This window comes from Metabacillus herbersteinensis, assembly GCF_042433335.1.
In the GTDB taxonomy this organism is placed as follows: Bacteria; Bacillota; Bacilli; order Bacillales; family Bacillaceae; genus Metabacillus; species Metabacillus herbersteinensis.
This window is the reverse complement of record NZ_JBHLVO010000013.1, coordinates 41,397-56,469: the sequence shown is the minus strand read 5'-3', so window position 1 is coordinate 56,469 and position 15,073 is coordinate 41,397. Positions and strand designations below refer to the sequence as shown.

Annotated in this window: 11 protein-coding genes, 1 pseudogene and 1 riboswitch; of the genes and pseudogenes, 10 read left to right on the top strand and 2 right to left on the bottom strand. The window is 37.7% G+C overall.

Going from position 1 to position 15,073, the window contains the following annotated elements:
* The first annotated feature begins 81 nt into the window (after positions 1 to 81).
* Complete coding sequence (locus ACFFIX_RS15390) at positions 82 to 726, top strand: urease accessory protein UreH (protein WP_378935491.1); 645 nt, start codon at positions 82 to 84, stop codon at positions 724 to 726.
* A gap of 106 nt (positions 727 to 832) precedes the next feature.
* Here the strand turns inward: ACFFIX_RS15390 and ACFFIX_RS15385 are convergent, their stop codons facing one another.
* Entirely contained in the window at positions 833 to 1,735 is a 903-nt protein-coding gene (locus ACFFIX_RS15385; RefSeq protein ID WP_378935489.1) for a LysR family transcriptional regulator, read from the bottom strand.
* A gap of 264 nt (positions 1,736 to 1,999) precedes the next feature.
* Here ACFFIX_RS15385 and ACFFIX_RS15380 point away from each other — a divergent pair, with 264 nt between their 5' ends.
* From ACFFIX_RS15380 to ACFFIX_RS15355, 6 genes and pseudogenes are all read left to right on the top strand, one after another.
* Entirely contained in the window at positions 2,000 to 3,811 is a 1,812-nt protein-coding gene (locus tag ACFFIX_RS15380) for an assimilatory sulfite reductase (NADPH) flavoprotein subunit (protein ID WP_378935487.1), read from the top strand.
* Positions 3,812 to 3,837: 26 nt separating this feature from the next.
* Complete coding sequence (cysI, locus tag ACFFIX_RS15375; protein WP_378935485.1) at positions 3,838 to 5,556, top strand: assimilatory sulfite reductase (NADPH) hemoprotein subunit; 1,719 nt, start codon at positions 3,838 to 3,840, stop codon at positions 5,554 to 5,556.
* A 210-nt stretch (positions 5,557 to 5,766) separates the two neighbouring features.
* On the top strand, positions 5,767 to 6,078 hold the full coding sequence (locus ACFFIX_RS15370; protein ID WP_378935483.1) for a DUF3892 domain-containing protein: 312 nt from the start codon (positions 5,767 to 5,769) through the stop codon (positions 6,076 to 6,078).
* 209 nt (positions 6,079 to 6,287) lie between these two features.
* Positions 6,288 to 7,732, top strand: a pseudogene (locus ACFFIX_RS15365) (DEAD/DEAH box helicase).
* A gap of 211 nt (positions 7,733 to 7,943) precedes the next feature.
* A riboswitch (purine riboswitch) is annotated at positions 7,944 to 8,045 on the top strand.
* A gap of 74 nt (positions 8,046 to 8,119) precedes the next feature.
* Positions 8,120 to 9,850 (top strand): adenine deaminase, encoded by a 1,731-nt coding sequence (gene ade, locus ACFFIX_RS15360; protein WP_378935481.1) that lies wholly within the window; start codon positions 8,120 to 8,122, stop codon positions 9,848 to 9,850.
* A gap of 204 nt (positions 9,851 to 10,054) precedes the next feature.
* Positions 10,055 to 11,056 carry a glycerophosphodiester phosphodiesterase family protein gene (locus ACFFIX_RS15355; RefSeq protein WP_378935479.1) on the top strand — a complete coding sequence of 334 codons (1,002 nt, stop codon included), beginning with the start codon at positions 10,055 to 10,057 and terminating at the stop codon, positions 11,054 to 11,056.
* 482 nt (positions 11,057 to 11,538) lie between these two features.
* Here ACFFIX_RS15355 and ACFFIX_RS15350 read toward each other — a convergent pair whose 3' ends face one another.
* Positions 11,539 to 12,009, bottom strand: coding sequence for a nucleoside deaminase (locus tag ACFFIX_RS15350; protein WP_378935477.1), 471 nt, complete (start codon positions 12,007 to 12,009; stop codon positions 11,539 to 11,541).
* A 495-nt stretch (positions 12,010 to 12,504) separates the two neighbouring features.
* Here ACFFIX_RS15350 and ACFFIX_RS15345 point away from each other — a divergent pair, with 495 nt between their 5' ends.
* From ACFFIX_RS15345 to ACFFIX_RS15335, 3 genes are read left to right on the top strand one after another with little or no spacing between them, the layout of a single operon-like run.
* Positions 12,505 to 13,554, top strand: a complete 1,050-nt coding sequence (locus ACFFIX_RS15345) for an XdhC family protein (RefSeq protein WP_378935475.1) — start codon at positions 12,505 to 12,507, stop codon at positions 13,552 to 13,554.
* On the top strand, positions 13,551 to 14,198 hold the full coding sequence (locus tag ACFFIX_RS15340; protein WP_378935473.1) for an NTP transferase domain-containing protein: 648 nt from the start codon (positions 13,551 to 13,553) through the stop codon (positions 14,196 to 14,198). Before ACFFIX_RS15345 ends, ACFFIX_RS15340 begins: the two co-directional genes overlap by 4 nt.
* Complete coding sequence (locus ACFFIX_RS15335; protein ID WP_378935471.1) at positions 14,191 to 15,072, top strand: FAD binding domain-containing protein; 882 nt, start codon at positions 14,191 to 14,193, stop codon at positions 15,070 to 15,072. Before ACFFIX_RS15340 ends, ACFFIX_RS15335 begins: the two co-directional genes overlap by 8 nt.
* Position 15,073: the final 1 nt, after the last annotated feature.

Sequence of the window (15,073 nt, the reverse complement as noted above, 5' to 3'; positions counted from 1 at the left end):
AAAAATGAATAGTAATTGTAGCTAACCTATTTTTTTTCGATTGGTGGAATAGAACAAATAGAAGAGATTGGGGGGAAAATAATGGACGTAAATTTATTAACGATACTAGCTATTGGTTTTGCTTTAGGTATCAAACATTCAATTGAGCCTGATCATATAATTGCAGTTTCAACAATGGCAAGTAAAACGAAAAAACTGTGGAATACTTCCCTAACCGGTGTATTCTGGGGTATTGGACATACAGCTACTTTATTTATAGCTGGTATTCTGCTAATAGGATTTAAAGTTAATCTTACTGAGAAGTGGGCATTAACCCTTGAGATGCTTGTTGGATTTATGCTTGTTTATTTGGGAATTAAAGCAATCCTATCAAGAACAATAACAATTCATGAACATCGTTCTGCAAAACAAACCTATATAAAATCAGCGTTCATAGGTTTTATACATGGATTGGCAGGAAGCTCTGCAATGGTGCTACTTACATTGAATACAATAGATACTCTTTGGCAAGGAGCTGTTTATATTATCATTTTTGGTCTAGGAACATGTATCGGAATGCTCTTATTTACAAGTTTGTTGGGGATTCCATTTAGCGCAACAAAAAGTCGCCATTCAATACATAAAACTTTAACACAACTGACAGGTGGAATCAGTGCAGTATTTGGGCTTTATTATGTGTACAATCTTGGAATTAATGAGGGATTATTTGCTTTATGGTTTTTATAGATCGAAGAAAATACTCTCAAATGTTCATTTAAATAGTACGAAGTATACGCTATGCTCCCCTGTTGATTGAAACAGGGGATTTTTCACTTTCTATTATTATCTTAAATTAGTTTACTTTGGGTTGGACTGGCCACTTTTTGTTTAATGCATTTATAAAGGTCTTAACATTCTTTTTATCTTGCATAATGGGAGAATAAATAAACGAGAGCATCCTGTAAAAAGGCTGGTTTTTCAATTGTATGATCGATAGATTCCTATGCTGTACGTCTCTTTCAATAACACTTCGAGATAGAAGAGACAGTCCCTCCCCATTTATAAGCGTCTCTTTAATTCCTTGATTACTGCTTATAGTAAGTAGCGAGTTAACCTTCAATCCATTTGAACGAATGACATGATCAAGGTATTCTCGCGTCCCTGATCCAACTTCTCTGGTTACCCATGCTTGATTCTGTAAGTCAGCAACTGTAACTTCTTCTATAGAAGCGAGTTTATGATTGAATGAAGAAACAATAAATAATTCATCTTCCATAAAAGCGTGAACCGATAGTTCCTTTTCATTTGTTTGACCTTCGATTAATCCTATATCAACTTGATACAACCGGACTGATTGAACAATTTCTTCCGTATTTCCAATTACAACTTGAAGTTTAAGTTCTGGATATTCCTTTTGGAGATCTAAAAGTAAAGAAGGCAATATATACTCGCCAATAGTAAAACTTGCGCCTATCTTTAATTCTCCTTTTATGGAGTTATGATGTTCTAGAATATCTTGTTTAGTCTGTTCGTAAATCGTAATCATTTTCTTTGCACGGTCGTATAAAATCTCGCCTGTTGGGGTGATTTTTAAGGTTTTTGGAGAACGCAGAAATAATTTAGTGTTAAATTCTCTTTCTAGATTTTTTATATGTAAACTTACACTTGGTTGTGACATGAGAAGTATTTCGGCTGTCTTTGTGAAATTTTTCACTTCTACTAAGGTAACAAATGTTTTTAGTATGTCGTAGTACAAAAGAAGCCCACCCCACTATTAGTATTATTAATAGATGTTATTATTTATATTTATTTTACTAATGTCGAATCTTCCGGTAAAGTTAAATTAGAAACTTTTTTTAGAGGGTTTGTTTATGCATGATTAGACAATCGAAAAGTACTAGAAATGCCCACTCCCTTTAATAAAAGAGGTTGGATTACTATCGATTTTAACCGAAGTCTTTATTAAATAGTACTAAAATGACGTTATGTTATGTTTTTATTCCTTTGTGAGGTGGATATTGTGCAATTACAGGTAATGAATAGTCCTTTTAATCAGGAGCAGGCAGAGCTTCTTAACCGCCTTCTGCCAACCTTGACAGAGTCGCAAAAACTCTGGTTGAGTGGTTATTTGGTCGCGTCCCAATCAGCATTTGCAGGAACATCGGAAGCGCTGCCGCCGGAGCTACCTGCTCAAGGTCAGACAGTCTCAAAAGAATTGACCATTCTTTTCGGTTCACAGACAGGTAATGCACAGGGACTTGCGAAGAATGCAGCCAAAAAGCTTGAGGGTCGAGGCTTTCAAACAACCGTTTCGTCTATGAGCGATTTTAAGCCGAACAATTTAAAGAAAGTTCAGAACCTACTTATTATTGTGAGCACACACGGTGAAGGCGACCCACCGGATAACGCATTGTCGTTCCATGAGTTTCTTCATGGCAGACGGGGACCAAAATTAGACGATCTTCGCTTTTCTGTTCTATCGCTTGGAGACAGCTCGTATGAGTTTTTCTGTCAAACAGGTAAAGAGTTTGATCAACGTCTAGAAGAACTCGGTGGCACACGACTTTCTGCTCGAGTTGACTGTGATCTTGATTATGATGAGCCTGCTGACGAGTGGCTTGAAGGAGTCATTAGTAGCTTTAGTGAAGTGCAGGGTGAAAGTGCTGCACCTAATTCAACAGTAGCAACGCAAGTAAGTGAATCAGTCTATTCTAGAACCAATCCTTTTAAAGCAGAAGTGCTTGAAAATTTAAATTTGAATGGCCGTGGCTCAAATAAAGAAACGCGACATCTCGAATTATCGCTTGAAGGTTCTGGCCTCACTTTTGAACCTGGAGACAGCCTTGGTGTTTATCCGGAAAACGATTCAGCTTTAGTAGACATGCTACTTGAGGAAATGAAATGGGATCCAGAAGAAATTGTCAAGGTCAATAAACAGGGAGATGTACGTTCACTTAAGGAAGCACTCATGTTTCACTTTGAAATCACCGTTTTAACAAAACCGCTTCTTGAGCAGGCGGCACAGCTTTTTGCGAATGTGGAGTTACGAGAACTCTTATCACCAGGTAATGAAGAAAAATTAAAAACGTATCTAGAAGGTCGAGATTTGCTTGACTTGGTTCGCGACTTTAATCTTTTGGGAGTGTCAGTAGAGGAGTTTATCTCGATTCTGCGAAAAATGCCAGCACGTCTTTATTCGATTGCAAGCAGCTTATCCGCGAATCCAGATGAAGTACATTTAACAATCGGCGCTGTTCGGTACGATTCACACGGTCGCGAGCGAAATGGCGTATGTTCGATTTTATGTGCGGAACGCCTTCACCCAGGAGACACGTTACCGGTTTATATTCAGCATAACGAAAACTTTAAGCTACCAACTAAGCCAGATACGCCAATTATCATGATAGGACCGGGTACAGGAGTAGCTCCATTCCGCTCATTTATGCAAGAGCGTGAAGAAACCGGTGCGGAAGGAAAATCATGGATGTTTTTTGGTGACCAGCATTTCGTAACGGATTTCCTTTATCAAACGGAATGGCAGAAGTGGATCAAAGACGGTGTTCTGACGAAAATGGATGTTGCGTTTTCTCGTGACACAGAGGAAAAAGTATATGTCCAGCACCGTATGCTCCAACATAGCAAAGAATTGTTCGAGTGGCTTAAAGTCGGTGCTTCCGTTTACATTTGCGGAGATGAGAAAAACATGGCACATGACGTTCATAATACACTTCTCGATATTATTGAAAAAGAGGGCGGGATGAGCCGTGAAAAAGCGGAAGCCTATCTTGCTGACATGCAACAACAAAAACGTTATCAACGTGATGTATATTGATATTGGAATGAAAGGAGCTTTTCAACATGGTGAACCAAATTTTAAAAGCGCCGGAAGGCAAGCCGAGCGATGTTGAGCGCATTAAAAAAGAAAGCGACTATTTGCGCGGTACACTGAAAGAATCAATGCTAGAGCCGATCAGCGCAGGAATTTCTGATGATGACAACCGCCTGATGAAACACCACGGTAGCTACTTACAAGATGACCGTGATCTTCGCAATGAGCGCCAAAAGCAAAAACTTGAACCTGCCTATCAGTTCATGTTGCGCGTTCGACTAGCGGGTGGTGTGGCAACACCTGAACAATGGCTTGCAATGGATGATCTTTCTCAAAAGTATGGAAACGGCACTTTGAAATTGACTACACGTCAGACGTTTCAAATGCATGGTATTTTAAAATGGCATATGAAAAAAACGATTCAAGGAATCCATGCATCCCTAATGGATACGATTGCGGCCTGCGGAGATGTGAATCGTAACGTGATGTGTAATCCGAATCCATACCAATCTGACATTCATTTAGAAGTATATGAGTGGGCTAAAAAATTGAGTAATGATTTATTGCCTCGTACAAGGGCCTATCATGAGATTTGGCTCGACGAAGAAAAAGTAGCGGGTACTCCGGAAACGGAAGCAGTAGAACCAATGTACGGACCGCTTTATTTGCCACGTAAGTTTAAAATTGGTATCGCTGTACCACCATCAAATGATATAGATGTGTATTCGCAGGATCTTGGATTAATTGCCATTATCGAAGATGAAAAGCTGATAGGATTTAACGTGGCAATTGGAGGCGGAATGGGTATGTCTCATGGTGACAAAGAAACCTATCCGCAGCTTGCAAAAGTCATCGGTTTCTGTAAGCCAGAACAAATTTATGATGTTGCAGAAAAAATTATTACGATACAGCGCGACTACGGAAATCGTTCTGAACGTAAAAATGCTCGCTTCAAATACACAGTTGACCGACTTGGACTTGAAACGATCAAGAATGAACTTGAAACCCGACTTGGCTGGAACTTAGATGAAGAGAAGCCATTTCATTTCGACCATAACGGTGACCGCTACGGATGGGAAAAGGGCGTCAAAGGAAAATGGAATTTCACGCTGTTCGTTGAAGGCGGACGTATTACAGATCTTGAAGATTACAAGCTAATGACTGGCTTACGCGAGATTGCAAAGAACCATACTGGTGATTTCCGTTTGACAGCAAACCAGAACTTGATTATTGCGAATGTAACAAGTCAGAAAAAGAAACAAATCAGCGAATTAATAGAACAATACAAATTAACTGATGGAAATCATTATTCTGCCCTTCGTCGTAGCTCAATGGCGTGCGTATCTCTTCCAACATGTGGCTTAGCAATGGCAGAAGCTGAACGCTACTTACCGGTTTTAATTGATAAAATCGATCGCATTATTGATGAAAACGGACTTCGTAACGAAGAAATTACGATTCGTATGACTGGCTGTCCGAATGGCTGTGCACGCCATGCGCTTGGTGAAATTGGCTTTATCGGTAAAGCCCCTGGGAAATACAATATGTATCTCGGTGCAGCCTTTGACGGAAGCCGTTTAAGTAAAATGTACCGTGAAAACATTGGTGAAGAAGAAATTTTAAGAGAACTGACTGTGCTTTTTTCACGCTATGCAAAAGAACGTCAAACAGCAGAAAAGTTCGGTGACTTTGTTGTCCGTATTGGTACTGTAGAAGCTACGACAGACGGAACGAATTTTCATAATTGATCAAAGCAAAAGAGACAGGGACGCGTTCCTGTCTCTTTAATTTTCTCTTCCGTTTTGAATTTGTTGTAGAAATATTGATGTAGCAACGCTTCGTCTTTAACGAACGGGTTCATTGTCATTATTATGAAAAAATTTCGACATGATGATTAAAATGAATCCGGGAGCATAAAAAATGCTACTTGAGGAGATACAAATAATGAGGTGATAAATATGGATCGTTTCCAACAAGCGTATGATCAATATAAAAATCAAACAAATGTAGACGAAGTGAATGAAAAAAGCCTAAACAACATTGATTCAAATCAAGAAAAAATAGTTGCTGTCCGAAAAAATGAAGATGGCGATTTAATTGCCTTTAAAACAGAATCAGGACAAGAATTAGACTATTTAGAAGCACTAACCCAAGCGAAATCAGGAAAACTAGCGCATGTAGATGTCTTTCATAAATATGGACGTGACATGTTGCGCAGCGAACCTGACGGAATTAGCGAAAACAACTTAAATGAGTTACCAGAGTTCTAAGATAGGAGCCTTAGTTAGAGCATACTTTAAGATGATCATTAACAACATCTTCTACTTAGATTTTCTTCTTTACTCTTAATAATTCAACAAACAGTCGGTTTCTCTCGTTTTTAAAGTATAATAAACATATTCCGATTTTTGCATATGAAATTTCTCCCTAGAAAATTCTATATTTAAATTTGATAATACAAAAAAAACGAGGTTAATACATGAATAAACGAAATTTTGAGGATTATGATTTAAGCGAGGAAATAAGAAGAGCACTTGCTGTGTTAAAATACGAAATCCCCACAGAGGTTCAAAGTGAAGTAATACCAAGAGCGATGGAAAATCAGGATCTTGTCGTAAAATCTCAAACAGGTAGTGGCAAGACAGCGTCCTTTGGAATACCTATTTGCGAAATGCTTGTGTGGGAGGAAAAAAGCCACAAGCATTAATTCTTACACCAACTCGTGAGCTTGCTGTTCAAGTTCGCGAAGATATAACGAATATTGGAAGGTTTAAACGGATTAAAGCTATGGCCGTTTATGGAAAAGAACCTTTTGCGAAACAAAAAGAAGAATTGAAACAAAAAACTCATGTAGTTGTTGGTACACCAGGGCGTGTCATGGACCATATCGATAGAGGAACCCTTGCTCTAGACCAAGTTAAGTACCTTATAATAGATGAAGCTGATGAAATGCTCAAAAGAGGGTTTATCGACGAGGTAGAAAAGATTCTAGAAGAACTCCCTGAAAACAGAGTAACAATGGTATTCTCAGCTACCTTGCCTAAAGATGTTGAAAATCTCTGTCATAAATATATGGAAAAGCCTCTTAATATCGCGATTGCTACTACCGGAATCACGACGGATACAATTGAACATATTTTAATTGAAGCAAAAGAAAATGAAAAGATATCTCTGCTTAAAGACGTAACGGTCGTTGAAAACCCAGGAAGCTGCATCATTTTTTGCAGAACTAAGGAACACGTCGATACTGTGTTTACCGAATTGGAAGAATCCAATTATTCTTGTGAAAAGCTCCATGGAGGATTAGAACAAGAAGATCGGTTTGCAGTTATGGAAGGCTTCAAAATGGGGAATTTCCGTTATCTTGTAGCAACTGATGTAGCTGCGAGAGGAATTGATATTGATAATGTGACACTTGTCATTAATTATGATGTTCCAATGGAAAAAGAGGGCTATGTTCACCGAACAGGAAGAACAGGACGTGCCGGGAACAAAGGAAAAGCGATTACGCTTGCGACACCTTATGAAGGGAAATTCATAAAAGCAATTGAAAGATACATTGGCTTTGAAATACCTACTAAGGAAGCTCCTAGACCCCAGGAAGTTGCTGCAGGAATAGCGTCTTTTGAAGAAAAAATCGGTGGCCGCCGAGTCGTTAAAAATAATAAAACTGCACGAATAAACAAAGATATCATGAAACTTCATTTCAGCGGCGGAAAAAAGAAGAAGATTCGTGCTGTAGATTTTGTTGGAACAATTTCGAACATTCCTGGAGTGTCAGCAGATGATATTGGAATTATAACCATTCAGGATCATTTATCATATGTTGATATTCTTAATGGAAAAGGCTCGTTAGTCTTACAGGCCATGGAAAAAACAACAATTAAAGGCAAGAAGTTGAAAGTTAGCACGGCAATTAAGTAATTAAATCTTCAGGAAAGGACGATTATGTCAACCATAATCGTCCTTTATTATTTTCTAAGTTAACCTCTTGAAATGGTAATTAATTTCTGTAGAGGTAGAGATGCAAATCCTTTGTGAGTTATCTTTTTCATTCATTTAATAAATCAAGACCAACAATAACTTATAACCTAGTTTTTTATTTAAAATCGTTGACGAAAAAAGGTCTGACCTTTACAATAAATCAAAATGAATAGGTATATTTTTGGTAATAGGGTCCAAGAGTCTCAACCAAACTACCGCAAATAGTTGGACTACGAAAGTTGAACAGAAAATTCTTTTATTCTCTACTTATGTTCTTCTCTTTTTAGTCTAACTTCTTCTTTATATAAGAAAAAGGGAGGAAGAAACATGTCCAAAATAAACTTCTCCAAACAAATCGATGCTGCCAGCAAGAAAAAAGCAGCTGATATCGTAATTAAAAATGGAAAAATCATTGATGTTTTTAACCTCGAAGTTTTCGATGGTGATGTTGCCATTTCCGACGGAATGATTGTTGGAATTGGTGATTATATCGGAGACGTAACCATTGATGCACAAGGACGATATATCTCCCCGTCATTCATCGACAGTCATGTTCATATTGAATCGTCCATGGTGACCCCAAGAGAATTTTCAAAACTTGTTATCCCTCATGGTGTGACAACCGTCATCACAGATCCTCATGAAATTGCCAATGTCGCGGGTGCGAGAGGAATTCAATTCATGCTTGATGATTCACAAGGTATCGCCCTAGATGTTATGGTGATGCTTCCTTCAAGCGTACCGGCCACATCTTTCGAGAACGCTGGAGCTATTCTACATGCCGAAGACTTAAACCCATTTTATCAACATCCTAGAGTCATAGGTTTAGCTGAAGTTATGGACTTTCCTTCTGTTAAAGATTGTTCGCCTCAAATGCTCGATAAACTAAACGATGCAACCTCCATTGGAGCTGTTATAGATGGTCATGCAGCAGGTTTAGATGAAATAGGTCTTAATATATACCGAACCGCAGGAATTTTAACCGATCATGAATGCACGACTGTAAAGGATGCTTTAGATCGGTTGAGAAGAGGAATGTATGTATTAATTCGTGAAGGCTCTGTAGCTAAAGATTTAAAATCATTGATTTCAATAGTAAATGAACGAAATGCCCGCCGTTGTTTGTTTTGTACTGACGACAAACATTTAGATGATTTACTTACAGAAGGCTCCGTTGATCATAATATACGTCTTGCCATCCAAGAAGGATTGGATCCGTTACAAGCCATTCAAATGGCTTCGCTGAACGCTGCAGAATGTTATGGTTTAAAAGGAAAAGGAGCAATTGCCCCGGGTTACAAAGCAGATTTCCTATTGTTAGATGACCTTGAAACAATTGGTATCTATCAAGTATACAAAGAAGGTAAATTAGTAGCAGAGCAAGGAGTATGTGTAAATTTGTTTTCTACACATAAAACTAATGCAGATGAATTAACAGGCTCTGTTCATATTCCAACCCTCACTTATAAGGATTTACAAATACCGTTGCAAAATCATCTGGCCAATGTGATTGAAATTATTCCAAACAGCCTGATCACAAACCACCTTATTGAACCAGTTAATGTTCTCCAGCAAGTATTTGTTCCTTCAATTGAAAACGATCAATTAAAATTAGCCGTAATCGAACGACATCATTTGATTGGGAATATCGGTCTTGGAATCGTAAAGGGATTTAGTCTAGATTCTGGGGCAATCGCCACGACTATTGCACATAATTCGCATAATATTGTCGTAGTGGGGACGAATGACGAGGATATGTTACATGCAGTAGAGGAATTAAAACAACTGCAAGGTGGGATCACAATCGTGAAAAACAAAGAGACGATCGCTTCACTTTCCCTGCCTATTGGAGGGCTTATGACAGATAAACCGTTTAAACAAGTGAATGAATCGATTCAAAAACTTGATTATGCCTTAACACAAATTGGAGCTTCAAATAAATTTAATCCATTGCTTACTCTTTCATTTTTAAGCTTGCCCGTCATTCCGGAGTTAAAGCTTACAGATAAGGGCCTATTTAACGTTAAAACGTTTGAACATATATCAGTTCAATCATAACTTAATTTTTAAAAAAATTTGGATAAAGTCAAAATTCACGCTTTTATTTATTGTTAAGCTATGATCAGGCGCTTTCCTTTCAAAGGAATAGCGCCTATTATTTTTAAATGAAGTATTAAAACATAGGGGTCAGTTAACGACTTTTCTATTAGATGGATTATCATAAAAAGGAGATTAACTTAAATACTTACTTTTATAACTAAAATGGAGGATGGAAAAGTGAAATTCAAGAAATTATTAAAGAGGACCGCATTCGTTATGCTCTTATTGTCTTTCTTTATTTATTTAAATAATAGTTCTTTCTTTACAAAAGAGCGAAGTGTAAATCCTTTTTTACTTGCACATCGTGGACTTGGACAAACATTTAGTATGGAAGGTATAACAGGGGATACCTGTACAGCCGAGCGTATATTTGAGCCTGAACATCCTTATTTAGAAAACACCATTCCTTCGATAGAAGCAGCTTTTGAGGCTGGAGCAGACATGGTAGAATTCGATATTAGACCAACAAAAGATGGCCAGTTTGCTGTGTTTCATGACTGGACGCTAGATTGTCGTACAAATGTTACTGGAGAGCCCAAAGAATATACAATGGAACAATTAAAGCAGGTTGATATTGGGTATAGTTATACAGCAGATAATGGGAAAACCTACCCATTCCGTGGTAAAGGAATTGGCTTAATGCCGTCATTGGAAGAAGTTCTTTCACGTTTTCCAGAACAATCGTTTTTAATTCATATTAAAAGCAATGATCCCGAAGAAGGGGTACTGCTTTCTCAATATCTTTCTAAACTTGCTGAAAATCAACGAAGTAAAATCGCGGTTTATGGAGGAAATGAGCCCATTGATACTATAAAGGAAAGTCTTCCAGACACCAGGGTAATGTCAATGTCTACGATGAAAAGCTGTCTAATTCCTTATATCACTGTAGGGTGGTCAGGATACACTCCATCAACTTGTAGGAAAACACAAGTGCACATTCCAGAAAAAGTTGCGCCTTGGTTATGGGGGTGGCCAAATAAATTCTTAAACCGTATGGAAGCAGTAGACACTCGAGTTATTGTCGTAGCTGGTGATGGATCTTGGTCAGAGGGTTTTGATAAAGTAGAGGATCTTAAACAACTACCTACAAATTATTCTGGAGGGATATGGACAAACAGAATTGATAGAATTGCTCCCGTATATCATGGTAACCATGATAAATAATCGTGTATAAGTGTCCTAGCTAATTATACATGTCATTATTTATAATCACTGTTTATTATGCAGTCGAAAATAAAAAAATATAGATTGTTGTTTCGGCCAGGGACAACGCTTCTTTTCCAAGGAATAGTGGATGGTATTAGGGATAAGAATGTTGGACCAGGCGAATTAATAGATAATCGTTGGCCTTCTCATTTACTTATTAGAACGTAATGATTATTACTGTTAAAAGAAGATGTTAGTTTTATACCCTATGGTCAATTTGCGTATCTAATTTCAGACAATTATTATTCAACAAACAGGCTATTTTTCATTTGTATGAAAAATAGCCTGTTTTATATTATAAAGACATTTTCATCCTCTTCTAAAGAAGGAATGTAATATAAATTTAACACTAGAGTATCTGTAGGCTCTCTTTTCAGATGCTACTGTAATTCTTCTTATTAAATGTTTCCACCTCGTGCACACAATCTCTTTTTCTAAGATTAGTAGTTTACTTTACCTCTTGAATTTTCCCATGTTCTAAAAGGTAAATCACTTTGATCTGGAATTATTTGTTGCATCTTAAGTTTACGTTGTTCAATTGGAAGTGAAAGCTGTTCATAAATAAACTGATCGTCAAAACCTATTTTCGCTGCCTCGTCCTTCGTACATGCATAATAAACAGCTCTTGGTCTCGCCCAATAGATTGCCCCGATACACATTGGACAAGGCTCACAGCTAGTATAGATATCACAATCTAAAAGCTGAAAGCTATTTATATAGTGGCAAGCGGCTCTAATGGCCTGCATCTCAGCGTGTGCCGTTGGATCGTTTGTTGCTGTAACTTCATTTCGGCCGATCCCAATTATTTTCCCGTCCTTAACGACAATTGCCCCGAAAGGTCCACCGTGGTTGGACAAAACATTTTCCGAAGCCACATTAATTGCATTTTTCATAAAGTCAATATTCGACATATTAGCTCTCCTTTTAGGAATCATTTAGTGTATTTATATAAATTAATTACCCTAACCCACAAATATGACAGAAACTATCACATTTTATGATGTGAGCCTATATTCAAGAATGGAATTTTATCCTGAGTATGTTGCATATATTATTCTATACCCATGCGAATCACGGCTTTATTATTGTTAGATTATCTAACGGATATTTTTAAAATAAACCTCTGATTCATATTTATCTTCACTCAATTCATGTAATTCGGGTGGAGACAAATACAATTCTGACACCTTCTCTAAGTATTTAAGATGCCTCAATTTTCCTGTTAGGTTATATCACACAAATGTAGATACTAATTTATCTATCAGATATTATAATTGAAAATTGTATATTTAAGGAATATCCGAAAATTTCCAACCCTGTCCTATGAATTATTTATCCATAAAAACAGAAAATAGTCTCTAGTTTTTTGATAGTCCATTCAAATTCAGAAGAAAAGGTGGCCTTAAATGGACGGTATTCACGAAATACTTAAAGAGATTCATACTTCTCCATCTGAAGAAGATGTTATTGCAACGATTATTCGTGTTGAGGGTTCAGCTTACCGAAAAGAGGGCACATCTTTACTGTTTAGGAGAGATGGCACAAAAGTTGGCATGTTAAGCGCTGGTTGTCTTGAAACCGACCTTTATTGTAGAGTCCCTGAAATCATTGAGCAAAGGAAAACCCGTACAATCGTTTATGACTTGAAGGCAGAAGATGATTTATCGTGGGGGCAAGGGGCAGGGTGTAACGGGGTCATCAGTGTGCTTCTTGAACCTGTAGATGCTTTTCTTCGCGAACATCTTTGTAAATTGAAGTTTCATCTTGATCGTGGCAATCGGGTTACGATTATTAAAAAACTAGCAGATGATTATTCTGTTTCTGACTATTTATATATAGCCGATAATCATGATCTCTTTGGGAAATGGCACGGTGGTGTCCCAGTTTTTATGAAAGAGCTAATTAGCGAAGTGCATAAAACTTATCCAAAAAGCGGGATAATCTATTGCTCGGAATTATCAGCTAATTTATATATTCATTCCTTTGAACCTAAACCGCGTCTAATGGTTTTTGGAGCAGGTATGGACGCAGTTCCATTAGTAAAACTTGCATCTATTACTGGATTTTACGTTATTGTCTCGGATTGGCGTTCAAGCTTGTGTAATGAGGAATATTTTCCAAATGCTGACCAACACATTGTTGGCTTTCCTGAGGAAACTGTTAAAAAAATTAATTTTACCAAATCTGATTCAGTACTAATTCTAACTCACCATTTTCAAAGAGATAAAGAACTGCTTCATCATTTGAGAAACCGTGAATTAATGTATTTAGGAGTTCTTGGTTCAAAGACCCGAACTGAGCGACTCCTCGGTGGAAAAGAGATTCCTCCAGAGATAAATAGCCCCGTAGGCCTGCCTATCATGGCGGATGGACCAGAAGAAATTGCAGTTAGCATTGTTGCTGAATTAATTCAAAGGCAGAGGGAAAAAAGGAGCGAAGAGGTGATTTCACTATGAAAGGGAACGGGATCATCGCTATCTATCTTGCGGCTGGTAGGAGCATGCGGATGGGAGTAGATAAACTTTCACTTCCTCTTGGCACACACACGATTGGCAATTCTGCTTTAGAGGAAGCGCTAAAGTCTTCTGTTCATTACATTATCGTGGTGACTAGGACAGAAGACTCTCTCGACTGGATTGATTCTAATTTATCTCGAATTCCTATCAAAAATAAGTGGTCACATATTACATGCAGTGACGCAAATAAAGGGCAAGCACATTCATTACAATGCGGATTGCGTGCAGCGATGAGAATGAAACCAAAGGGAATTATGATACTCCTTGGTGATCAACCATTTCTTTCAATAGAGATTATCAATGAATTGGTTTTAAAATATGTAGAGCTCAATTATGAAAAAAAGGATTTTCCATTTATCGCTGCCGGTTTTCAGGGCATACCAAGACCACCGATTATTTTTTCACCAAAATCTTTTCCAGAATTGTTGAAATTAAAAGGGGATGAAGGAGCACGACAGCTTTTTCAAAGACAAAAATTAGAAGATGGATTATTAATTGAATACTCGAATGTTCGGGACTTTTTAGATATAGATACAATGAAAGATTATGAAGGGTTGAAAGGAGCTGTCACGAGTCATGATTAGTCCGGGGGGGAGCATACAAAACTCTCCAATTGTTTGGGTGCCAGATAAGTTAGGAGATGCTTGGCAAATAAAACAACAATTTGGTCTAGAGGGGATTTATATCGCTGGGGGCACTTTGTTACAAACTCAATGGGCAAAAGGGACAGATCCTCCTTCTAATTTAATAAGCTTAGAACGTATAAAGGAAATGCAGGGATGGGGGAAGGAACTTGTCAACGGGGAAACCTATACACGAATAGGGGCTTTGATGACTTTAGATTTTTGTCGACACGATCCTACACTTTTAAAAGAAATCCCACTTTTAGGAGAGGCTGTTAGAATGATTGCAGCACCAGCTATTCGCAACAAAGCAACGATTGGTGGAAATATTGCATATGGATTTGGAGATGCAATTCCTTTATTTTTAGCTATGGATGCCATTCTTTCCTTGTTTGATGGAAAGGAAATTCATCTTAAATCATTATGGGATTATGTAAACGAAAGGGAATCCTTATCAAATTCTATTCTCATCTGTGTTTACATACCTGACAAGATAGCTTCAGCTAAAGAAATCAATTTTTATAAAAAGGTTGGACATCGAGAGGCGCTTTCTCCGAGTGTTGTGTCTGTTTCTGGTTGTTGTCAATTTAATGAAAAGAACGAGGTTGAGCACATCCGATTGGCAGTTAGTGGAAGTTTGACTCCGCCTCAAAGGTTAGTTAGATGTGAACAATTAATCAAAGGATCACCCCTATCAAATGATCTGTTAAAAAAATTGGTTCAGACGATAAAAGAAGAATTCATTCCTAGTACAGATGATTTTTCATCTGCTGATTATAAAGAAGTGGTGGCAGCAAATCTTATTGTTTCTGAGATAGCTAGATTAGCCGGATAGA